The sequence below is a fragment of the Cellulomonas sp. URHB0016 genome (genome assembly GCF_054057935.1).
Map to the genome: position 1 here is coordinate 291,211 of NZ_JBSRZU010000001.1, position 19,977 is coordinate 311,187.

The following is a 19,977-nucleotide window of genomic DNA, read 5'->3' on the forward strand; positions in this document are numbered from 1 at the left end:
TCCGTGCCGTGGTGACGGCCGTCGAGAGTGGGAACATCCACCGTTGTCAACGGTGTTCGTGCCCCCAGTGTTCCAGTTCCACGTGAAGGTGTGGTGAAAGCGATAGGCGTCTGGCGGGCGAAACCTGGTGAGACTCGTCTCATCCACGGCCGTATGGTGCACACGTGACGACCACCACGACTGCTGACATGACCTACCGGCGGCTGGGTGACAGCGGCCTCGCCGTCTCCACCGCGGGCCTCGGGTGCAACACCTTCGGAGCCACCCTTCATCCCGACGGTGTGCGGGACCTCGTGGCGACCGCCCTCGACGTCGGCGTGACCTTCTTCGACACCGCCGACGTGTACGGCGGTGTGCCCGGTCAGAGCGAGGAGCTCCTCGGAGCCGCTCTCGGCAGCCACCGTGACGACGTGGTGCTCGCGACGAAGTTCGGTGCCGACGCCCGCGGCCTGAACGGGACCGACTGGGGTGCACGTGGTTCTCGTCGGTACGTGCGCCGCGCGGTCGAGGGCTCGCTGCGCAGGCTCCGCACCGACCACCTGGACCTGTACCAGCTGCATGTGCCAGATCCCTCGACGCCGCTCGAGGAGACGTTGGCCGCGCTGCACGAGCTCGTCGTCGAGGGCAAGGTGCGCTACCTCGGGTCCTCCAACTTCGCCGCGTGGCAGGTCGTCGACGCGGACTGGACCGCGCGGACGGGTTCACTCACACCCTTCGTCTCCGCCCAGAACCGGTACAACCTCCTCGACCGCTCGGCGGAGGCGGAGCTCGTGCCTGCAGCGGAGCGCGTGGGGGTCGGCATCCTGCCGTACGTGCCGCTCGCCTCCGGGCTCCTCACCGGGAAGTACCGGCCGGGGCAGCCCGCGCCGGAAGGAAGCCGTCTCGCGCGGATGCCGGAACGGCTGGCCGGCGCCGACTTCGACCGGATCGCCGCGCTCACGTCGCTGGCCGAGCAGTGGGAGATCGACCTGCCCACGCTCGCCCTGGGTGGCCTCGCGGCGCAGCCTGCCGTCGGCAGCGTGATCGCCGGCGCACGCACCCCCGAACAGCTCCGTGCCAACGTCACCTCGATCGCGTGGGAGCCGACGCTCGAGCAGCTGGCCGCCATCGACGAGGTCGCGCCGGGCTCTCTCGCCTGACCTCGGCTCCCCGGCGCCGGGCGCGGCGCCTCCGCGGGGGGCTCCGGGTCGCCGTGTCGAGCCATGCCTTCGGCGCATCGTCACCACTCGAGGATTCGTGCTCGGTTGGCCCCCAGGGCGGCGACCGCCCGGACCCGCAGCCCACGGTCGTCGGCCGCCTCGCGGAGCGCGTGCGCCCATGAGCTCTCGAAGGCGCCGCGGTCGCCGCCGCCCGCACGCACGCACGCGACGACGAGAGACCCGCCCGGTGCCTCGCGGTCCAGCACGGACGCCAGCCCGGTCATGACCTGCGCCGCGACGGCCGGGTCCGCGCGCAGCGGGACGTCGTTCACGGGCAGGACGAGCGGGAGGCAGCGGTCCTCGTCGTCCAGCAGCAGGAACCACAGCGCCGGTGGACCGGCGCGCTCCGGCCCCACCAGGTGCAGGAGCACTGCCAGGACGTCGCCGTGGCCGTGCAGCGAGTTGACGGGAAGCCGGGGCAGGTCGTCGTCAGGGCCGTGCACGTCGAGGATCCACGGCTCGTCCGACCAGGCGTCGTGCGGCGCGCCGCGAGCCTCCTCGTCGCCGACGTCCGGCGCGTGGAACGGGGGTCCGAGCCAGGGGTCGTGGTGATCGTCCATGCACCGAGCCTGGCGGCTCCACGCCTCGCGATCGTCGGCGCCGGCGCACACCGGGGACGGAGGGAGCGGTATGGGGTGCTGTGGACGGCTCGAGCCACGTCGTGGACTCGTGCAGCCGTGGCGCAGTCGACCGGGTGGTTGCCCAAGGGGCGACCCGCGACCTGCTGCACCGTCAGCGGCGCGGCAAGGCCTCCGGTCAGGAGAGGAAGGTACGGACCGCCTCGACCACGAGCGCGTGGTCGTCGGCCTGGGGGAGTCCCGACACGGTGACCGCGCCGACGACGCCCACGCCGTCGACGTGCACGGGGAACGCACCACCGTGCGCTGCGTACTCCTGCAGCGGCAGCTCATGCTGCGCGGCGAACGTGGTTCCGTTCTGGCGGGCCCTCAGCCCCACGAGGTAGGACGAGGCGCCGAAGCGCAGCACGACGCGCACCTTGCGCTCCACCCAGGTGTCGTTGTCCGGCACCGTGCCCTCACGGGCGGCGTGGAACAGCTGCTGGCCGCCGCGTCGGATGTCGATCGTCACCGGGAGCTCGCGCTCGGACGCGAGCTCGACGAGCAGGCACCCGAGCCGCCAGGCGTCGTCGTGGGTGAAGGACGGGAAGCGCAGCTCGCGCTCCTCCTGCTCGACGCGGGCGATCAGGGCGGAGACGTCGTCTGTGCTCATCCCGCCATCCTCGCGCAGCCCGCGAGATGTGTGCGTGCGCCGAGGGCGGCTACTCGCCGGTCGACCCGTCGACCGCCTCACGCAGGAGATCGGCATGGCCGTTGTGACGGGCGTACTCCTCGATCATGTGGCACACGATCCACCGCAGACTCGGCGCCCGGCCGTCCTTCCACCTGCGGCGGGCGAGCTGGTCGAGGCCGCCCTGCCCGAGCGCCTCGGAGACGGCCGACCGCGACCGCTCCACGGCGCTCTGCCACAGGGCTCGCAGCTCGTCGGGTGAGTCGTCGGCGGCCGAGTGCCAGTCCCAGTCGATGTCGGCCTGCCAGTCGACGGCGTCCCACGGCGGTGCCGGGTCACGATCGTGGAGCGTGCCGGAGAACCAGCTCTCCTCGACGTACGCGAGGTGCTTCAGAAGGCCGCCGAGCGTCATCGTCGAGGCGGCGGTGGTCGCTGCGAGGCCGGCAGCATCGAGCCCGGCGGTCTTCCACGCGAGCGTCGAGCGGTGGTAGTCCAGGAAGCCGAGAAGGGTCTCGACCTCGTCCGCCGCCGGAGGCGGGTCCGTGCGGCCGTCGGGCGCGTCGACCGCCCCCTGCACGACCGGGACCGCCGACGGATCCGACACGATGTCGAGCTCGCGCGCCGCGTCCGAGATCTGCCGGGCAAGCCGGACGTCCCGGTCGCTCAGGCCACCGACATCGTGCGACACGAGGCGCACCGTCACACCGCTGTAGCGCAGGTCGACGTCAGGATGGTGGTCGGCGGCGTCGGCCAGCTCGCCGATCGCGTCGACGAAAGCGACCCCGGTGGCGAACGACCCGGTGCGGAACTGGGCCTGCGCCGCGCCGGACAGGACACGCCAGTCCTCGACGCCGTCGGACTCGTGGAACTGCGCGGGGGTGATCTGAGCGCTCGTCATCGTCGGAACCGTCCTCGTCGCGGGTGGGCGCCGGCGCCCGTCGACCAGCGTCGGATCCGGTACCCCGTCGCTCAGCACGGTGGCACCGGGCGACGACACCTGCAACCGTGGCCGCACGGCGGACGCGTCCCGTGCCGCCGTGCGGTCGTGCAACGGTTGTGGGGTGGCCCCTGGGAACCGTCCGCGCCGCGTGGCACGATCGGTCGGGTGACCAGCAGAGCCGCCGCGGAACAGCACCTGCGCGACCTCGCGCTGCTGCGCCGCGTCCGGGACCGGATCGACCGGGAGTACGCCCAGCCGCTCGACGTCGAGGCGCTCGCCCGCGGCGCGAACATGTCGGCCGGACATCTCAGCCGAGAGTTCAAGGCGGCGTTCGGCGAGTCGCCCTACGCCTACCTGATGACACGGCGCATCGAACGGGCGATGGCGCTGCTCCGCCGAGGCGGTGTCAGCGTCACCGAGGTGTGCTTCGCGGTCGGCTGCTCGTCGCTCGGCACGTTCAGCACACGGTTCAGCGAGCTGGTCGGGATGTCGCCGAGCGTGTACCGGTCGCGCGCGGCGGAGGAGACGATCGGCATCCCGTCGTGCGTCGCCAAGCAGGTCACCAGACCGGTCAGGAATCGAGAAGCGGCCCCCGTCGAGCCGCAGCTAGCGTGAATCGCATGAGCATCAGCATCCACTCGAGCTTCCTGCCGCTGGACGACCCGGACGAGGCCCGGGCGTTCTACCGCGACGCGCTCGGCTTCGAGATCCGCAACGACGTCGGGTACAAAGGCATGCACTGGATCACGGTCGGTCCGCCCGGCCAGCCGGAGACCTCCATCGTCCTGTTCCCGCCGGCCGCGACCCCCGGCGTCACGGACGACGAGCGCCGCACCATCGCCGAGATGATGGCGAAGGGCAGCTACGGCACCGTCCTGCTGGCCACGCACGACGTCGACGAGACGTTCGAGCGCGTGCAGAGCGTCGGCGCGGAGGTCGTGCAGGAACCGACCGATCAGCCGTACGGCGTGCGCGACTGCGCCTTCCGGGACCCCGCCGGCAACCTCGTCCGCATCCAGCAGCGCTGAGACGCCCCGGCGCGCGGGGGATTCCGGGTGCACGGCGGTGAACTTCGGCGCGCGAGCGGCCGCCGACCGGCTCGATGCTGGTCAGATGGTGTCCGGCACCGCCGAAGGCGCTCGCAGACACAGCCACGCACCACAGAGGAGGCTCGATGAGCACGGCCCCGACGACGAGTGCCGCGATCCCGGCCGGCCGGCACGCCGCGGACAACCACGACCTGATCCGCGTCCAGGGTGCGCGGGTCAACAACCTCAAGGACATCAGCGTCGACCTGCCGAAGCGCAGGTTGACGGTGTTCACCGGGGTGTCCGGCTCAGGCAAGAGCTCGCTGGTGTTCGCCACGATCGCCGCCGAGTCGCAGCGGATGATCAACGAGACCTACAGCGCCTTCGTGCAGGGATTCATGCCGACCCTGGCCCGACCCGACGTCGACGTGCTCGAAGGGCTGACGACGGCGATCATCGTCGACCAGGAACGGATGGGCTCGAACCCCCGCTCGACCGTCGGCACCGCGACCGACGCGAACGCGATGCTCCGCATCCTGTTCAGCCGGCTCGGGCAGCCGCACATCGGCTCACCCAACGCGTACTCGTTCAACGTTCCGTCCGTGAAGGGAAGCGGCGCGATCACGATCGAGCGCGGCGAGGGCAGGACGACGACCGAAAAGGCGTCGTTCAGCCAGCTCGGCGGCATGTGCGCCCGGTGCGAGGGCATGGGCTCCGTCACCGACTTCGACCTCTCCGCCCTCTACGACGAGAACCTGTCGCTCAACCAGGGCGCCCTCACGATCCCCGGCTACACGATGGACGGCTGGTACGGCCGCATCTACCGCGGCTCGGGGTTCTTCGACCCGGACAAGCCGCTCGGCAAGTACACGAAGAAGGAGCAGCACGACCTCCTGTACAAGGAGCCGACCAAGATCAAGGTCGAGGGCATCAACCTCACCTACGAGGGGCTGATCCCGAAGATCCAGAAGTCCATGCTCTCCAAGGACGTCGACGCCCTCCAGCCGCACATCCGCGCCTTCGTCGAGCGGGCCATCACCTTCACGACCTGCGCCGAGTGCGCCGGGACCCGGCTCAGCGCCGAGGCCCGGTCGTCGAAGATCGACGGGAAGAGCATCGCCGACGCCTGCGCCATGCAGATCAGCGACCTGGCGGAGTGGGTCCGAGGGCTCGACTCCCCGTCGGTGGCCCCCTTGCTCACGGGTCTGCAGCACCTGCTCGACGCGTTCGCCGAGATCGGTCTGGGCTACCTCTCGCTCGACCGGCCGTCGGGCACGCTGTCCGGGGGAGAGGCGCAGCGGACCAAGATGATCCGTCACCTGGGGTCGTCGCTCACCGACGTCACGTACGTCTTCGACGAGCCGACGATCGGCCTGCACCCGCACGACATCCAGAGGATGAACGAGCTCCTGCTGCAGCTGCGGGACAAGGGCAACACCGTCCTCGTCGTCGAGCACAAGCCGGAAGCCATCGCCATCGCGGACCACGTCGTCGACCTCGGACCCGGCGCCGGGTCGGCCGGTGGCACAGTCTGCTTCGAGGGGACCCTGGAGGGTCTGCGGTCCAGCGGCACGCTGACGGGGCGCCATCTGGACGACCGGGCGGTCCTCAAGGAGACGGTCCGCACACCCACCGGAGCCCTCCAGGTCCGCGGAGCGTCCGCGAACAACCTGCAGGACGTCGACGTCGACATCCCGCTCGGCGCGCTCGTGGTCGTCACCGGCGTCGCGGGGTCCGGCAAGAGCTCGCTGGTGCACGGGTCCGTCCCGGCGGGCGCGGACGTGGTCTCGATCGACCAGGGTGCGATCCGCGGGTCGCGGCGCAGCAACCCGGCCACGTACACCGGGCTGCTCGAGCCGATCCGCAAGGCGTTCGCGAAGGCCAACGGCGTCAAGCCCGCGCTCTTCAGCTCCAACTCGGAGGGCGCGTGCCCGACCTGCAACGGCGCGGGTGTCATCTACACCGACCTCGGCATCATGGCGACGGTCGAGTCCACGTGCGAGGAGTGCGAGGGCAAGCGGTTCCAGGCGGCCGTGCTGGAGTACACCCTCGGCGGCCGCAACATCGCCGAGGTGCTCGCGATGCCGGTCACGGAGGCGGAGGACTTCTTCGGCGGGGGAGAGGCCCGCACCCCGGCCGCGCACGCCGTCCTCGACCGGCTCGTCGACGTGGGTCTCGGCTACCTGAGCCTCGGCCAGCCGCTCACCACCCTGTCCGGCGGCGAGCGCCAGCGGCTCAAGCTGGCCACGCACATGTCCGCGAAGGGCGGCGTGTACGTCCTCGACGAGCCGACCACCGGTCTGCACCTCGCCGACGTCGAGCAGCTGCTCGGCCTGCTCGACAGGCTCGTCGACTCCGGCAAGTCCGTCATCGTCATCGAGCACCACCAGGCCGTGATGGCGCATGCCGACTGGATCATCGACCTCGGCCCGGGTGCCGGCCACGACGGCGGCCGGATCGTCTTCGAAGGCACGCCGGCAGACCTCGTCGCGTCCCGCTCCACCCTCACAGGACAGCACCTCGCGGCCTACGTCGGCCGCTAGCACTCGGGCAGAAGGTGCGCCGGCGCCGTCGAGGAGCCCCGTCGGTGAGCCCGGGCTGGTCCGCCCTGCCGTACGTCACTTGCCGTTCCCACCACCCACCTGAGGAGACATCATGGCCGGCTCACCGACGCAGGGCATCACGATCGTCCTGCACCCCGTCTCGGACGTCGGTGCCGCGAAGTCGGTGTACACCGCACTTCTCGGCATCGAGCCGCAGGCTGACTCGCCGTACTACGTCGGTTACGACGTGGGTGGACAGCACATCGGGCTGGTGCCGCGCGGCGCCGGGCAGGAGACGACCTCCCCGGTGGCCTATTGGCAGGTGCCGGACATCGAGGCGACGCTTGCCGAGGTGACAGAGGCCGGCGGCACCGTGACCGAGGCGCCCCACGAGGTGGGCCCGGGCCGCTCGGTGGCCACCTTCACCGACGTCGACGGCAACGTGCTCGGGCTCGTGCACGACGAGTGAGCACGGAACAGGCCCGCGAGCTGACCGTGCTCGGTGCGGTGCACGCCGTTCCGGCGGCTACCGGGCGGACCGGTACTCCGCGGCCAGCGGGCACTGGAACGGGTCGCGCGCAGCGAGGCCCACCGCATTGAGGTGACGGATCGCGATCCCGTACGAACGCAGGAGGCTCGTCTCGGTGTACGCGATGCCTTGCTCGGCGCAGAACGCGCGCACCGTGGGCTGGATCCGGCGCAGGTTGGGCCGAGGCATGCTGGGGAAGAGGTGGTGCTCGATCTGGTAGTTGAGCCCGCCCATGAACAGGTCCATGGCCGGTCCGCCCCTGACGTTGCGGCTCATGAGCACCTGACGGCTCAGGAAGTCGATCTTGGCGTCCCTCGGCACCAGCGGCATGCCCTTGTGGTTCGGTGCGAACACCATCCCCATGTAGAGGCCGAACAGCGCGAGCTGCACGCCGAGGAACGCGAACGCCATCCCCACCGGCAGCAGCCAGAAGACCAGACCGAGGTAGCCACCGAGCCGCACCGTGATGAAGACGATCTCGACCGGACGCCGCTTGACCGGCGCTCGTCCGAAGATCGTCTTCACGCCGGAGATGTGCAGGTTGAGGCCCTCGAGCAGCAGCAGCGGGAAGAACAGCCAGCCCTGACGCTGCGTGAACCAGGCCTTGACGCCGGTACGCGGGGCCGGCAGGTCCTCGGTGTGGAACGTGAGCGCACCCGTCGCGATGTCCGGGTCGGCACCGATCTGGTTGGGCCGGGCGTGGTGACGCGAGTGCTTGTGCTGCCACCAGCCGTAGCTCATCCCTGCGTACAGGTTCGCGATCACGAGGCTCGACCAGTCGTTCCAGCGCCCGGAGTCGAAGATCTGCCGATGGGCCGCATCGTGGCCGAGGAACATGACCTGGCCGAGGATCACCGCCAGGGCCGCCGCGACGGCGAGCTGCCACCACGACGGGCCGATGAGGACGAAGGCGGTGAGCGCGGCGCCCAAGAGGGCGGTCAGCACCGCGAACCGCGTCCAGTAGTAAGCGTGCCGGCGACGCATCAGTCCCGAAGCCTGCACGGTGCGGCTCAGCGCGGTGAACTCGCTGACCACCCGGTCGCGGGCGAGGACGGTACCGGCGGCGGACGTGGTCGTGTCAGCGCCCGGGGCGACATCCATCGTCAGCAGCCCAGCTCGGGTCGCCGCGCGGACAGCATGGACCGGAGGGCGCGCGGGGACATCGTCCACGTAGCGCCGCCACTTCTCTGGACGGACATGGGCCCTCTCTCGACGTGCCGTATCTCGGTCTGTCCAGACGGGGCGGTTCGTCCTGGATCGGACCCATCGTAAGCAGGTCCGATGCCGTCGTGTCGCGTTTGGGACCACGTGTTGGCGGCGACGACGTCGTGGCGGCGGTCGTGAGTCAGCTCGGAGCGACGACGGCGCGCAGGACCTGCCGGGCGGGGGAGAGGAGGGCGGCGTCGCGGACGTCCGCGGCCGTCGCCTTGACATAGATCCCGGTCGTCTTCAGGTCCCGGTGTCCGAGGAGCGTCTGCACGGCGGGCGCGGGGACGCCGGAGCGGATGAGTCCTTTGGCGTAGCTGTGTCGCAGGGCGTGGACGGCCTCGCCGTCGAACCGGCTGATCCCGGCCCGGCTGATCCAACCGTCGACCATGTGCCGCAGCGCGCCACGGGTCAGGGGAGTGCCCGTTGTGGTCAGGAGAAGGGGCCCGGACGCCGGCTGGGTGCCCAGGCGGGCGTCTCGCTCGGCCACGTATCCGCGCACGACCGTCACCGCCTCCGGGGGGATCGGGACGGCACGCTGCTGGTCGCCCTTGCCGATGACGTCGAGGAGCGCCTCCTGGCCGGCATCGTGCATCGACAGGTTGGTCAGGGAACAGAGCTCCGCGGCACGCACGCCGGTCGTGGCCAGGATCGCGAAGCAGGCCCGTTCCAGCGCGGGCCAGCGCCGGGAGTTGGGCCTGCCCGGGCGGGGTTCCCACACGGTCCGAGCCAACCGCCCGAGCTCGTCGTCGTCCCAGCCCGCGGGGAGGCGTGTCGGGCGCAGGGGCGCCTCGATCCGCAGCGTCGGGTCCCCGTCGATGTGTCCCTCGACCTGGAGCCAGTGCACCAGCAGTCGCAGGGTGCCGACTCGACGCTGCACCGTCGCCGCGGCCTCCGTCAGGCGGATCACCCGGTACGCGGACTTGATCGTCGTCTCGGTCAGGTCGCCGACGGCGACGACGCGGAACGGGTCCGGGTCATCGAGCGTCGGCTGCTGCGGAAGCCGGCCGTCCAGGCGTGCGATGTGCTTGGCCCACGTCGCGATGTCACTGCGGTAGGCGGCCCGGGAGGTGTCGCTCAGACCTCGACGGGTCAGCGTCGCACGGTCCAGCAGGAACGCGTCGACGACCTCGATGAGCAGCACGGGCGCACGCTATCTGCCGCCTCCGACAGCGGGGAGCCGATGCGTCCGAAACGCTCGCATAGTGCTCCCTATGCGCGCATTGTCGGTTCGCGGCTCTCGAGGACCGACGACCAGGCGGCGTCGCGACGTCCACGTGCTGTGCCGGGCCGCCGCTCGGCAAAGAAGCCCACCGGCCGAACGGCGGTCCGGTGTGCCGACGTGGTGAGCACAGCCTCGGACCTGGGACGTCCGTCAGGCGTCAGTCCGGGTGCTCGTCGGTGCGTTCTCCTGCGAACGGCTCACCCGCACGTCACCACGAATCGCCGATAATGTGCATTATGACATTTTCGTCCAAGTGGACCTCGCCCGGCTAGAGCCGACGGACCAGGCACAGGACGTGCCGGTCGGGGTCGCGGAGCACGGACTGCCGCTCTCCCCACGGCTGGTCAGCGGGCTCGTCGATGATCTCGGCTCCGGCCGACACCGCGGCGGCAGTGACGGCGTCGACGTCGTCGACGGCGAAGCTCAGTGCGACGCCGGCATCGCTGCCTGCGGGCGGTCGTTCGTGGAGCAGGAGCTCCATGCCGGACGCGTCGGCGAGCCGGGCGATCGGCGGCGCCACCCACGTCCGTCTCAGGCCGAGCGCCGACTCGTACAGGCGCAGGGAGCGGTCGAGCTCCGACACGGACACCACCGCACGCGCCAGCGAGGTCATGCGTCGAAGGCTATCCAACGGGCCTGTCGCGCGTGCAGCGGATCTTACGAGGTCATCGCTCCGGTCCGGACTCGGTCGGTGAGCGCACCATCCGGATCGCGTGCACGCCGTCGTCGACCTTGCTGGTGCCGTCCGGCACGAAGCCCTGCCTGCGGTAGAACGCCTGCGCTCGGGGGTTCGGGTCCGCGACCCAGAGCGCGGCCGGCGCGTCCGGGTCGAGGACGGCCGCCAGAAGGGCAGCCCCGGCACCGGAGCCGTGCACCGCGCGCAGCGTGTAGAGCACGTAGAGCTGCCGCGTCCACGTCGCGTCGTCCTCGGACGGAGGACCGGCGAGCGCCATGCCGACCACGTCACCGTCGGCCTCGGCGAGCACGATCGTCCGGTCGTGACTCCCCTCGCCGGAGATCACGACGGTCCAGAAACGTTCCCGGCTCTCGACGAGCTCGGGGTCGTCGAGGACCTCGTCCCGCATCACCCCTCGGTAGGTCTCCCGCCACGACGCGACATGCACCCTGGCGAGCGCCGGGACGTCCTCCAGGTCGGCCCGGCGCACGACGACCTGTGAAGTCACCCTCCGACCCTACGGGGCGTGCAGCGGTGCGCAGGAGGGCAGCCCGCTCCCCCGGCGGCGGCTCAGGATGTCCGGGGCCGGAGCTGCACTGACGACCGTCTCCGGCGCCGGCGGCCGACGCCCGGCGGTCACGGGCGTCGTGCCTGGACATAGGTGACCGGTGAACCGACCAGCCTGCCGTGCTCCAGCTCGGTCGCGGCGACGAGCCCCGCGCCGGTCAGGAGGCGCACGATCCCCCCGTCGAGGTTCTCGCGGAGCAGCGTGTCGCGGTTCATCCGACCATGGCCGCGCCGGGACCCGTGGCCGTGGCCGTGGCCGTTGTCGTCGTGACGGTCGTCGCCGCCGAAGTCGAGGATCGTCACCGTGCCGCCGGGGCGCAGCACCCGCCGGACCTCCCCCGCCGTCGCGGCTCGGCGGTCGGGGTCGACGTGGTGCAGGGCGAGCGACGAGACCACGTGGTCGACGCTCTCGTCGGGGAGCGGGACGGCGTGCCCGTACCCGCGGACCAGGGTCATGGGCACGCGGCGGCGACGTGCCTTGCGCGCAGCGACGACGAGGGACGGCCGGTCCGGATCGAGACCCGTGACGTCGCTGCCAGGCGCCGTCCTCGCGACCATCAGGGCGAGGTTGCCCGTGCCGCAGCCGAGGTCCAGCACCCGGTCCCCGGGTCGGATGCCCGCGAGGGCGACCAGTCGGGCGTGACGACGCCCGACGCCGCCGAGGCGGGTCATGGGGTCGTAGAGGGGCAGCAGCCAGGACTTGCCGGCTGCCGGGAGGTACGGTTCCGGCGAGGCGCCCTGCGCCAGGCCGTCGAGAAGTCGGACGTCGTGCTGGGGGTTCATCTGGATCACCTGTTCCTGGTCGTGCCGGCCGGGAGGACCGTCGGCGCAAGGCCTACGACGAGCGTCCTGCGGTTTCCTGCGCGGGACCAGGACGGAAGTTCGGCATGGTGCGACGTTCTTCGGTGACCAGCCCGTTGCTCCCTCGGATCTCGGTGCGGAGGCGGCGGGCCGACGGGACACCGGTGGTCGGATACCTGCCCCGACCCGGTACCCCACCGATCGGGGCACAGCTCATCGCGGGCGGCCGCGTCGGTCCCGACCACGTCGCGATGGACGGTCCCCACGCGCACGAGTTCTATGTCCTGGTCCACGTCGAGCACGGCGGCGGCACGTTACGGGTCGACGCCGCCGAGTGGCCGCTCACCGCCGGAGACGTGTGCCTCGTCGGCCCCGGTGAGGTCGTGCACGGCACCACCTCGCTCCAGAGCGACGCGCGGGTATGGGTCGCGTTCTTCGCCGGCGAGGCCCTCGCCACCACGACCACGACGCAGCTCACGTCGCGCCACCACCCGCTCCTGACCCCCTTCCGGGTGCTCGAAGAAGGGTCGGACCGAGTGCTCCGCCTGCCCGAACCGGACCGGCCGTCGTGGGCCGCGCTCCTGACCGTGCTGGCTGCCGAGACCGGCGGCCACCCCGCGGACCCCGTGCTGCCGGGTGCGCGAGAGGCGGCGACGGCGGCGCTCACCCTCCTCCTGGTGTCGCTCGCGCGCGTCCCCGCTCGTCCCGGTCCGCCCGACGACGAACCGGCGTCGGCTGGTGGGACGGCGGCGAGCGGGTGGGGCCGGGACGCTCTCGTCACCGCTGTGCTCGACGCCGTGGAGGCGGGTTTCCGGGAACCGATCTCCACCCGTGAGATCGCCCGGGCGCTGGGCTACACCACCGGGCACCTCACGACCGTCGTGCGGGAACGGTCCGGGAAGACGGTGCTCGAGTGGCTGACCGAGCGCCGCATGGTCGAGGCCCGTCGACTTCTGGCGGAGACGGAACTCACCGTCGCCGCGGTCGCCGGCCGAACAGGCTTTCGCGATCCCGCGTACCTCGTGCGCAGGTTCCGGGAGCAGCACGGGATGACACCGCTGCAGTGGCGTCGACGGAGCAGGAGCTGACTACCGGAGCTTCAGGACGTACCGCTCCTCGGTCTTCGAGGGGTCGCGCTGACCCTCGTGGCGCTCGCCGGTCCGGGTGTATCCCGCCCGGACGTACAGGTCGACGGCGGGATGGTTCTCGTCGACCACCCACAAGGAGAGCGTCCGCGCCCCGTCCTCGGTCGCCGCCTGACGGACGGTGTCGAGCAGGGACCAGCCGACGCCCTGGCGACGGACCTCGGGGGCGACCCACAGCGAGACGACATGCCGGTCGTCGTCGGGCGACCCCGGCTCGAGGATCATCCCGACGATCCCCCGCCCGGTACCCGACTCGTCGAGCGCGATCCAGCTGGGGCTCGAACGTGTGCGCATCCGCCAGTGCGACTCGCGGAACCTCTCCTCGCGTTGCAGGGACGAGCCGAAGACCTCGGAGTCCTCCCGCAGCGCCCGCAGCCGCACCTCCTGCATCAGGCGCCAGTCGTCCTCGACCACACGGTGGATCAACACCTGCACAGAATGCCTCACGGCAGGTGCTTCTCGCCGGTCAGGGCTCTTCGCGCGCCGCCGTCCCGTGCCCGTCCGGGTCGGGGACGGCCCGGGCGACGTCGGCGATCTCCTCCTCGGGTCTCGGCGGCACGGTCTCGTCGTACTCGAGCTCGGGCACCTCGTGCCCCGGGGGCTGTGTCACACGGCTCTCCTCTCCGAGGGCGTCCACGTTACGGGGACCGGGACGGCCCCGTCAGCACTCACAGGTCGATCCCGTCGCCCGGGCCCAGCAGGACCGGGTCGCCGGCCGCGCCGAGCCGGCCGAGCAGGTTCACCGCAAGACCACGACCGGCGTCGCTGAGCAGCGCGTCGTGCACCGCGACGACCTGGCGGGGGCCGACGCTGCGGACGTAGTCGACCACGTCGCCCAGCCGCAGCCACGGGGCGCCCAAGGGCGCGAGGAGGACGTCCACCTGCGCGCCCTGCGGGTCCACGTAGGCGTCCCCCGGGTGCAGGACCGACTCGACGAGGTAGCCGACGTTGGCGACCTGCGGGACGTCGGCATGGATCAGCGCGTGCCACTCCCCCAGCACGCGCACCTCGAACCCACCTGCATCCAGCACGTCCCCGGCACGGACGACGTGCAACCGCTCGGCGGGCGCACCGGCCGCGGCCAGCGCGTCGACGACGGGCTGCGGAGCCCACACGTCGACACCGTCCCGGCTCGCCTTCGCGACGCGGTCGGCGTCCACGTGGTCGGCGTGCTCGTGGGTGACGAGGACAGCGGTGGTGCCGGCGAGCGCACCATCGAGCGTCGAGAACGCCCCGGGATCGATCACGACGGTGGCGGAGTCACGGTCGAGGCGCACGCACGAGTGTCCCCATCGAGTCAGGCGGGTCATGACCCAGAGTCTCGCCCAGTTCACGTCGCCGCGCGCGGGCGTCGGCGCTCGGGGACCCTGCGCCGCACGTCCACGACGCCGCCATGTCGTCGAGGAGGGCCCGGGCCCGTTACGGTGGCGCCGTGCTGGTGCTCGGGGTGTGCAGTCTCAAGGGTGGCGTGGGCAAGACGTCGGTGACGCTGGGTCTCGCGTCGGCGGCCCTCGAACGGGGGCTCCGCACGCTCGTCGTGGACCTCGACCCGCAGGGCGACGCCACCATGGCGCTCGGCGCGCGGGCTGCGGCGGGCGCCGACGTCGCGTCGGTCCTGGACGAGCCCGGAGAGTCCAGCGTGGTGCGGGCCACCGTGGCCAGCAGCTGGGCGGACGAGGGCCTCGACGTCCTGGTCGGTTCGGAACGGTCGGTGACCCACGACCGCCTCGACGACGCCGACCTCGACCGGCTCCGGTACGCGCTGTCCTGGGTGCACGGGTACGACCTGGTGCTCATCGACTGTCCACCGTCGCTCGGCGGCCTGACCCGCACCGGACTGACGGCCGCGGACCGCGCGGTGGTCGTCACCGAGCCCGGCCTCTTCGCGGTCATGGCCGTCGGCCGCGCGATGCGGACGATCGACGAGCTGCGTCGCGGACCGGCACCGCAGCTGCAGCCGCTGGGCATCGTGGTCAACCGCGTCCGCGCGAGGTCGGTCGAGCAGGCGTTCCGTCAGGAAGAGCTCGCGACGCTCTACGGCCCCCTGGTGCTGTCCCCCGCCGTCCCCGAGCGCGCCGCACTGCAGCAGGCCCAGGGTGCCGCCCAGCCCGTGCACGTGTGGCCAGGGGCCGCAGCGGCCGAGCTGGCACGAGTGTTCGACGCGGTCCTCGACAGGGCACTGCGCGCGCCGCGCGGCTGACCGCGCTGCGCCACCGACCACCCGCGCCGCTCAGCCGGCGGTACGGGCCTGACGGCGGAGGGCCAGCTCGTCGTCGGCGACGGGCAGCGGTGCGGACTCGTCGTCCTCGGCGCGTTCGGTCGGCAGCTGGGCCAGCGTGCCCTCGACCTCGCGCCACACGCGACCGACCGCGATGCCGAACACGCCCTGGCCACCCTGCACGAGGTCGATGACCTCGTCGGCGGACGTGCACTCGTAGACGCTCGCACCGTCGGACATGAGGGTGATCTGGGCGAGGTCCTCCACGCCGCGCTCCCGCAGGTGGCTCACGGCCGTGCGGATCTGCTGCAGCGACACACCCGTGTCCAGCAGGCGCTTGACGACCTTGAGCACGAGGATGTCGCGGAAGCTGTAGAGACGTTGTGTGCCGGAGCCCGTCGCTGGGCGTACCGAGGGCTCGACGAGCCCGGTGCGCGCCCAGTAGTCGAGCTGGCGGTACGTGATCCCGGCAGCACGGCACGCCGTGGGTCCGCGGTAGCCGGTCGACGTGTCGAGGTCGGGGAGGTCGTCGTCGAAGAGCAGGCCCTGGACCCGCTGCGGCACGCCGACCACAGGCTCGGCGTTCTCATTGCTGACCACGAGGTCCTCCACTCGAGGCGCACCGTCCGGTGCACCGTCCCGCTCGACTGCCTGCCACGCTAAGCCCGGCCCGGGGCCGATGCAACGAACCCCAGGTCCGGGCGTGTCGCCTCTGGCGAGTCTCACCTTCGACCGGAGCCTGAACGTTGCTCCCCTAGTCGGCCCGCGTGTCCTCTCCTGGCTCTTCTCCGCTGCCGAAGTCGTCAGGGGTCACGACGTCGAGGAACCGCCGGAACCGCTCGAGGTCCTGCTCCGAGGTCGTCGTCCGCACCTCGATCCCGGCGATCGCCACCACCTCGGCCGAGCACAGCACCGGGCAGCCGAACCGCAGCGCCAGCGCGATCGCGTCCGACGCGCGGGAGTCGACGCGAGGCCCGCTCTGCAGCACCAGCTCGGCGTGGAACACGCCCTCCTCGAGGCGGGTGATCTCGACCCGGGTCAGGCCGGAGCCGGTCGCCAGGAGCACGTCACGCAGCAGGTCGTGCGTCATGGGCCGTGGCGGCACGATCCCCGCCTGCGCGGACGCGATGGCGCTCGCCTCCGAGGCGCCGATGAGGATCGGCACCAACAGCTCGGAGTCCGGGTCCAGCAGCAGCACGACGATCTCGTCGTCGGCCAGGTGCTGGCGCACGCCGACGACCTCGACGGGCACGAGCTCTGCGTCCTCCCCCACGCGGACCACGCTACGACGACTGGGCCGATCCGGCTGTGCGGGGACGACGCCGGAAGACCGGCTCAGGGAGCGAGCTCGGCGACCGCCGCACGGACGAGGGCCGTGTGCATCTGCGTGCAGAGCTCGCCGACCTCGGCGGCGACCGTGCCCGCACGCGCCCTCGACGACGCGCTGCGGCGACCTCGCCACGGCGCGACGACCTGCTCCACGATGTCGGCCTGCCGGTCCGCCGCTGCCCGGAACTGGCGCAGGTGACGGGCGTCCAGGCCGTGCTCCGCGAGGGCCGCGGCCGCGACGACGACGTCTCGCGCCCATGGGTCGAACGAGGAGCGACCGTGGGTACGCAGGACCCCGGCCGCGACGAGGTCCTCGACGAACGGCGGCTCCACGCCGGCCTCGCGGGCGAGCGCCTCGACCGTCCACCGGACCGCCGCGGTCTCGCGCACGCCGTCACGCGTCGCGAGGCGAGCGGGCGTCGTCGGTTCGTCCTCGGCCCCTGCGTCGAGTGCGGCCAGCCGCTCCTTGATGACCTTGAGAGGCATGTACTTGTCCCGCTGCTGGCGCAGGACGAACCTCAACCGCTCGATGTCCGCAGGCGAGTACTGGCGGTAGCCCGCCGGGGTCCGGACCGGTTCCACCAGCCCTTGCTCCTCGAGGAACCGCAGCTTGGACGTCGTCACGGCCGGGAACTCCAGCTGGAGCGCGGCCAGGACGTCGGAGATGCGCATCGAGGCGCGCCGCGACAACCCCCGGGGCCATGGCTCCGGCTCGCGGAGCGGTCCGGGCTCGACCACCGCGGCGCGCTGCGTGCCGACCACACTCATCCCTCGACCACCCGTCACGTCCGGACCGGACTCTGCGCCCACCCGTTCACGAGCGCGGCGACTCGCGCTGCGGGCTCGGGTGGAACGTGAGGCGGTACTTGCCGATCTGCACCTCGTCGCCGGCGCGCAGCACCACCTGGTCGATGCGCGTGCGGTTCACGTACGTGCCGTTGAGCGACCCGATGTCCCGCACCAGGAACTGATGCCCGTCCCTGACGAACTCGGCGTGCTTGCGGGAGACCGTCACGTCGTCCAGGAAGATGTCCGCCTGGGTCGACCGGCCGGCGACCGTTCGCTCCGCGTCGAGCAGGAAACGCGCTCCCGCGCTGGGGCCGCGCTGCATGATGAGCAGCGCGCTGGTGGGCGGCAGGGCGTGCACCGCCGCCACCTCGTCGGGCGTCAGACCGACCGGCGCCGCAGCCTCGATCTCGACCGGCTCCAGCGACCCGAATGCCATCGTGGTGTCCGGGCCGTACGAGGGCCGCGCGACCTGGGGGGCCTGTCCCCCCGGGTTCTGCTGATCATCGCTCATTACGCCTCCCGGAGCCCTGCTGGTGCCGTCGACCACCGCTTCCGTGAGGTGGTCAGCCACACCCTATGCGGCCGTGCGGTGTCGGCGCAGCACGACCACCGGCCATGGGCAGGCTGCTCGCGGCGCCATCCGGGATCAATCGGTCGAGGGAGCCACCGGCGTCGCGTAGACCGGGTCGGGGACCGCACGCACGGCCGTCACCTGCACGAGGTCCTGCGCCTCGAGCGTGCCGTGCCCTCCGTTCGCGCGGACCTGAGCGAGCGCGCCGCCCTGGATCTTCAGCGCGGGCCCGATGATGTCCGGGTCGCCGATGGCGATCCACACGTAGGGCGCATGGAGCGTCACCCCGTCCACGTCGATGGCTCCCGGCGCGCCCGTGAAGGCGCTGCTCGCGGTGATCCGCTGACCGTTCAGCTCGATCGCCTCTGCCCCGGCGTTGCGCATCTCCTCGAGGACGTCGAGCATGGTCGTCGGCTTGATCGGGCCGTCGGGCTCGGTCAGCGTCACGGTGACCCCCGGGCCCTCCGCCGGCAGGCGGCCGGTGAGGATTCCCTGCGTCGCGGCGTTGCGCTCCGCCGCGTCGATCGCCGCCTGACGCGTGTCCGAACCGGAGACGAGGCCGTCCCGTTCGCGCTGCAGGTCGGCGGCCTCACGCGCGAGCGCGTCACCCCGCGTGGTGGTCTCGTCGAGGATGCGCACCAGGTCGGCCTGACGCATGCCCTCGAGGCTGGCACCACCCGTCTGACGGACCTGCACCACCAGGGCGAAACCCAGGACGGCACACAGCACCGCAGCAAGCAGCTGGGCACGGGTCAGTCGAGGGCGCAGCGCCCGTCCGAGGACAACCCAGCCGTTGGTCTCGGCGACCGCCGGAGAGCTCGCCCGGCCCTCTTCGGCGGCGCCCTGCGGAGGACCGTGGTGCGGGGCGTCCGGTGCCGGGTCCGGGGCGGCGTCGGGCTGCGGGGCGGGTTCCGGCTCTGGTGCGGGTTCCAGATCCGCTCGGGGTGTCGGATCCGGGTCGAGGTCCGCGAACAGGACCGGCTCCGCGTACACCGACCGCACCTCCGCACGAGCACCGACGGGCGGCAGGATGTCGGTCGGGGCGTCGCGGTCGAGGACGGTCGCACCGGGCGCGTCCGCACCGGCAGGGCCGGCGAGGGCGTCCAGCTCGTGCGCCAGATCGTGCTCCAGGTCGTCCCTCGCCTCTGTTCCGGCACGGACGCCGGCGTCCAGCCCGACACGCGGATCCGGTTCGACATCGCCGTCCGGCCCGACGCCGCCGTCCGGCCCGACACTCCGGTCCGGCCCGACGGGAGAGGTCGTGGCATCCACGAGCGAGATCTCCCGCGTGACCGCCGCCAGCTCGTGCACCGCCGCGAGCTCCGGTCCGGGAGCAGGCTCCGACCTCGTCGACGCAGCGGCTGCGGACCGGTCGTCAGGGACGACCGAGGACGGCGCGATGTCTTGCTCGCTCCCGAGAGCGTCGAACGGCGTCCCCGGCTGGTTGTCCCACGCCGCCCCGGCGACGTCCGACTCGGCGTCCTGCGGTGGTTCGGGCTCGAGCGCGGGCTCGGTCTCGGGCTCGGCTTCGGGCTCGGGCTCGGCTTTGGGCTCGGTCTCGGGCTTGGGCTTGGGCTCGGGCTCGGGCTCGGGCTCGGGCTCGGGCTCGGGCTCGGGCTCGGGCTCGGGCTCGGGCTCGGGAGCAGCGTCCGCGTACGCCGGCAGGTCCGCCGGCGCGTCCACGGGTGCAGCGTCGGAGTCGGCCACGTCCACCGCTCCCACGGCCGGACCGGGCGACGGCTGCGGGACGGTCAGGGAGGCGGACGGTTCCCGGCTGCCGAGGGCGTGTGCGACCGATGGCGGGGCGACAGGTGCGGGGTCGAACGGTGGTCCAGCGTCGACGACGGCTCCGCTCCCGTCGGCGGGCGGCTCGACCTCGACATCGTCAGCCGTCGGCACCGGCGCCTCGCCGGTCTCGTCGAGGCGTGGCTGGGGGCGCCCGTCCTGGCTGGTCCCGTCCATC

At 72.1% G+C, this 19,977-nt stretch carries 23 protein-coding genes; 7 read left to right on the forward strand and 16 right to left on the reverse strand.

Annotated elements, in window-relative coordinates; translation table 11 throughout:
- Window positions 1–188: 188 nt before the first annotated feature.
- Window positions 189–1,139 carry an aldo/keto reductase gene (locus tag ACVW07_RS01355; RefSeq protein ID WP_456821005.1) on the forward strand — a complete coding sequence of 317 codons (951 nt, stop codon included), beginning with the start codon at window positions 189–191 and terminating at the stop codon, window positions 1,137–1,139.
- Window positions 1,140–1,219: 80 nt separating this feature from the next.
- On the opposite strand, the gene ACVW07_RS01360 is transcribed toward ACVW07_RS01355, so the two are convergent.
- From ACVW07_RS01360 to ACVW07_RS01370, 3 genes are all read right to left on the reverse strand, one after another.
- Window positions 1,220–1,759, reverse strand: a complete 540-nt coding sequence (locus ACVW07_RS01360; RefSeq protein WP_456817501.1) for a hypothetical protein — start codon at window positions 1,757–1,759, stop codon at window positions 1,220–1,222.
- Window positions 1,760–1,955: 196 nt separating this feature from the next.
- Window positions 1,956–2,429, reverse strand: a complete 474-nt coding sequence (locus tag ACVW07_RS01365; RefSeq protein WP_456817502.1) for a heme-degrading domain-containing protein — start codon at window positions 2,427–2,429, stop codon at window positions 1,956–1,958.
- A 49-nt stretch (window positions 2,430–2,478) separates the two neighbouring features.
- The gene (locus tag ACVW07_RS01370) at window positions 2,479–3,345 is read right to left on the reverse strand and encodes a DinB family protein (protein ID WP_456817503.1); all 867 of its coding nucleotides are present in this window, start codon (window positions 3,343–3,345) and stop codon (window positions 2,479–2,481) included.
- 207 nt (window positions 3,346–3,552) lie between these two features.
- On the opposite strand from ACVW07_RS01370, the gene ACVW07_RS01375 reads away from it, so the two are divergent.
- The 4 genes from ACVW07_RS01375 to ACVW07_RS01390 all read left to right on the forward strand — a co-directional run bounded on the left by ACVW07_RS01375 (window position 3,553) and on the right by ACVW07_RS01390 (window position 7,427).
- The gene (locus ACVW07_RS01375; RefSeq protein ID WP_456817504.1) at window positions 3,553–4,002 is read left to right on the forward strand and encodes a helix-turn-helix transcriptional regulator; all 450 of its coding nucleotides are present in this window, start codon (window positions 3,553–3,555) and stop codon (window positions 4,000–4,002) included.
- 5 nt (window positions 4,003–4,007) lie between these two features.
- Window positions 4,008–4,415: a VOC family protein gene (locus ACVW07_RS01380; protein ID WP_456817505.1), complete on the forward strand. Its 408-nt coding sequence runs from the start codon at window positions 4,008–4,010 to the stop codon at window positions 4,413–4,415.
- A gap of 146 nt (window positions 4,416–4,561) precedes the next feature.
- Entirely contained in the window at window positions 4,562–6,958 is a 2,397-nt protein-coding gene (locus ACVW07_RS01385) for an ATP-binding cassette domain-containing protein (protein WP_456817506.1), read from the forward strand.
- A 112-nt stretch (window positions 6,959–7,070) separates the two neighbouring features.
- A complete protein-coding gene (locus tag ACVW07_RS01390; RefSeq protein ID WP_456817507.1) occupies window positions 7,071–7,427 on the forward strand; it encodes a VOC family protein in 357 nt (118 codons plus the stop codon).
- 57 nt (window positions 7,428–7,484) lie between these two features.
- Here ACVW07_RS01390 and ACVW07_RS01395 read toward each other — a convergent pair whose 3' ends face one another.
- The 5 genes from ACVW07_RS01395 to ACVW07_RS01415 form a co-directional block, all read right to left on the reverse strand.
- A complete protein-coding gene (locus tag ACVW07_RS01395; protein WP_456817508.1) occupies window positions 7,485–8,588 on the reverse strand; it encodes a fatty acid desaturase family protein in 1,104 nt (367 codons plus the stop codon).
- Window positions 8,589–8,832: 244 nt separating this feature from the next.
- Window positions 8,833–9,837 (reverse strand): tyrosine-type recombinase/integrase, encoded by a 1,005-nt coding sequence (locus ACVW07_RS01400; RefSeq protein ID WP_456817509.1) that lies wholly within the window; start codon window positions 9,835–9,837, stop codon window positions 8,833–8,835.
- A 349-nt stretch (window positions 9,838–10,186) separates the two neighbouring features.
- Window positions 10,187–10,531 carry a VOC family protein gene (locus tag ACVW07_RS01405; RefSeq protein WP_456817510.1) on the reverse strand — a complete coding sequence of 115 codons (345 nt, stop codon included), beginning with the start codon at window positions 10,529–10,531 and terminating at the stop codon, window positions 10,187–10,189.
- A 52-nt stretch (window positions 10,532–10,583) separates the two neighbouring features.
- Window positions 10,584–11,102 (reverse strand): N-acetyltransferase family protein, encoded by a 519-nt coding sequence (locus ACVW07_RS01410; RefSeq protein ID WP_456817511.1) that lies wholly within the window; start codon window positions 11,100–11,102, stop codon window positions 10,584–10,586.
- 128 nt (window positions 11,103–11,230) lie between these two features.
- Entirely contained in the window at window positions 11,231–11,944 is a 714-nt protein-coding gene (locus ACVW07_RS01415) for a class I SAM-dependent methyltransferase (protein WP_456817512.1), read from the reverse strand.
- A 269-nt stretch (window positions 11,945–12,213) separates the two neighbouring features.
- Between ACVW07_RS01415 and ACVW07_RS01420 the strand changes: the two genes are divergently transcribed.
- Window positions 12,214–13,050 (forward strand): AraC family transcriptional regulator, encoded by an 837-nt coding sequence (locus ACVW07_RS01420; protein ID WP_456817513.1) that lies wholly within the window; start codon window positions 12,214–12,216, stop codon window positions 13,048–13,050.
- On the opposite strand, the gene ACVW07_RS01425 is transcribed toward ACVW07_RS01420, so the two are convergent.
- Genes ACVW07_RS01425 through ACVW07_RS01435 form a run of 3 tightly spaced genes read right to left on the reverse strand, consistent with a single transcriptional unit; the run spans window position 13,051 to window position 14,417 of the window.
- Window positions 13,051–13,536: an N-acetyltransferase family protein gene (locus ACVW07_RS01425; RefSeq protein WP_456817514.1), complete on the reverse strand. Its 486-nt coding sequence runs from the start codon at window positions 13,534–13,536 to the stop codon at window positions 13,051–13,053.
- Between the two features lie 37 nt (window positions 13,537–13,573).
- Window positions 13,574–13,717 (reverse strand): hypothetical protein, encoded by a 144-nt coding sequence (locus tag ACVW07_RS01430; protein ID WP_456817515.1) that lies wholly within the window; start codon window positions 13,715–13,717, stop codon window positions 13,574–13,576.
- A 58-nt stretch (window positions 13,718–13,775) separates the two neighbouring features.
- Window positions 13,776–14,417: an MBL fold metallo-hydrolase gene (locus ACVW07_RS01435; RefSeq protein ID WP_456817516.1), complete on the reverse strand. Its 642-nt coding sequence runs from the start codon at window positions 14,415–14,417 to the stop codon at window positions 13,776–13,778.
- 122 nt (window positions 14,418–14,539) lie between these two features.
- Here ACVW07_RS01435 and ACVW07_RS01440 point away from each other — a divergent pair, with 122 nt between their 5' ends.
- Window positions 14,540–15,307: a ParA family protein gene (locus tag ACVW07_RS01440; RefSeq protein WP_456817517.1), complete on the forward strand. Its 768-nt coding sequence runs from the start codon at window positions 14,540–14,542 to the stop codon at window positions 15,305–15,307.
- 30 nt (window positions 15,308–15,337) lie between these two features.
- On the opposite strand, the gene ACVW07_RS01445 is transcribed toward ACVW07_RS01440, so the two are convergent.
- From ACVW07_RS01445 to ACVW07_RS01465, 5 genes are all read right to left on the reverse strand, one after another.
- Window positions 15,338–15,925, reverse strand: a complete 588-nt coding sequence (locus tag ACVW07_RS01445; protein ID WP_456817518.1) for a MerR family transcriptional regulator — start codon at window positions 15,923–15,925, stop codon at window positions 15,338–15,340.
- A 154-nt stretch (window positions 15,926–16,079) separates the two neighbouring features.
- On the reverse strand, window positions 16,080–16,598 hold the full coding sequence (locus ACVW07_RS01450) for a bifunctional nuclease family protein (protein WP_456817519.1): 519 nt from the start codon (window positions 16,596–16,598) through the stop codon (window positions 16,080–16,082).
- Window positions 16,599–16,660: 62 nt separating this feature from the next.
- Entirely contained in the window at window positions 16,661–17,422 is a 762-nt protein-coding gene (ftsR, locus tag ACVW07_RS01455) for a transcriptional regulator FtsR (protein ID WP_456817520.1), read from the reverse strand.
- Between the two features lie 46 nt (window positions 17,423–17,468).
- A complete protein-coding gene (locus ACVW07_RS01460; RefSeq protein ID WP_456817521.1) occupies window positions 17,469–17,954 on the reverse strand; it encodes an FHA domain-containing protein in 486 nt (161 codons plus the stop codon).
- Between the two features lie 135 nt (window positions 17,955–18,089).
- Window positions 18,090–19,976, reverse strand: a complete 1,887-nt coding sequence (locus ACVW07_RS01465) for a DUF881 domain-containing protein (protein ID WP_456817522.1) — start codon at window positions 19,974–19,976, stop codon at window positions 18,090–18,092.
- Window position 19,977: the final 1 nt, after the last annotated feature.

Coding starts and splice junctions, on each gene's coding strand:
- ACVW07_RS01415 (WP_456817512.1), bottom strand. CDS start 11,944: ATGAACCCCCAGCACGACGTCCGACTTCTCGACGGCCTGGCGCAGGGC.
- ACVW07_RS01465 (WP_456817522.1), bottom strand. CDS start 19,976: ATGGACGGGACCAGCCAGGACGGGCGCCCCCAGCCACGCCTCGACGAG.
- ACVW07_RS01460 (WP_456817521.1), bottom strand. CDS start 17,954: ATGAGCGATGATCAGCAGAACCCGGGGGGACAGGCCCCCCAGGTCGCG.
- ACVW07_RS01395 (WP_456817508.1), bottom strand. CDS start 8,588: ATGGATGTCGCCCCGGGCGCTGACACGACCACGTCCGCCGCCGGTACC.
- ACVW07_RS01390 (WP_456817507.1), top strand. CDS start 7,071: ATGGCCGGCTCACCGACGCAGGGCATCACGATCGTCCTGCACCCCGTC.
- ACVW07_RS01355 (WP_456821005.1), top strand. CDS start 189: ATGACCTACCGGCGGCTGGGTGACAGCGGCCTCGCCGTCTCCACCGCG.
- ACVW07_RS01420 (WP_456817513.1), top strand. CDS start 12,214: ATGGACGGTCCCCACGCGCACGAGTTCTATGTCCTGGTCCACGTCGAG.
- ACVW07_RS01385 (WP_456817506.1), top strand. CDS start 4,562: ATGAGCACGGCCCCGACGACGAGTGCCGCGATCCCGGCCGGCCGGCAC.
- ACVW07_RS01435 (WP_456817516.1), bottom strand. CDS start 14,417: ATGACCCGCCTGACTCGATGGGGACACTCGTGCGTGCGCCTCGACCGT.
- ACVW07_RS01370 (WP_456817503.1), bottom strand. CDS start 3,345: ATGACGAGCGCTCAGATCACCCCCGCGCAGTTCCACGAGTCCGACGGC.
- ACVW07_RS01405 (WP_456817510.1), bottom strand. CDS start 10,531: ATGACCTCGCTGGCGCGTGCGGTGGTGTCCGTGTCGGAGCTCGACCGC.
- ACVW07_RS01365 (WP_456817502.1), bottom strand. CDS start 2,429: ATGAGCACAGACGACGTCTCCGCCCTGATCGCCCGCGTCGAGCAGGAG.
- ACVW07_RS01380 (WP_456817505.1), top strand. CDS start 4,008: ATGAGCATCAGCATCCACTCGAGCTTCCTGCCGCTGGACGACCCGGAC.
- ACVW07_RS01360 (WP_456817501.1), bottom strand. CDS start 1,759: ATGGACGATCACCACGACCCCTGGCTCGGACCCCCGTTCCACGCGCCG.
- ftsR (WP_456817520.1), bottom strand. CDS start 17,422: ATGAGTGTGGTCGGCACGCAGCGCGCCGCGGTGGTCGAGCCCGGACCG.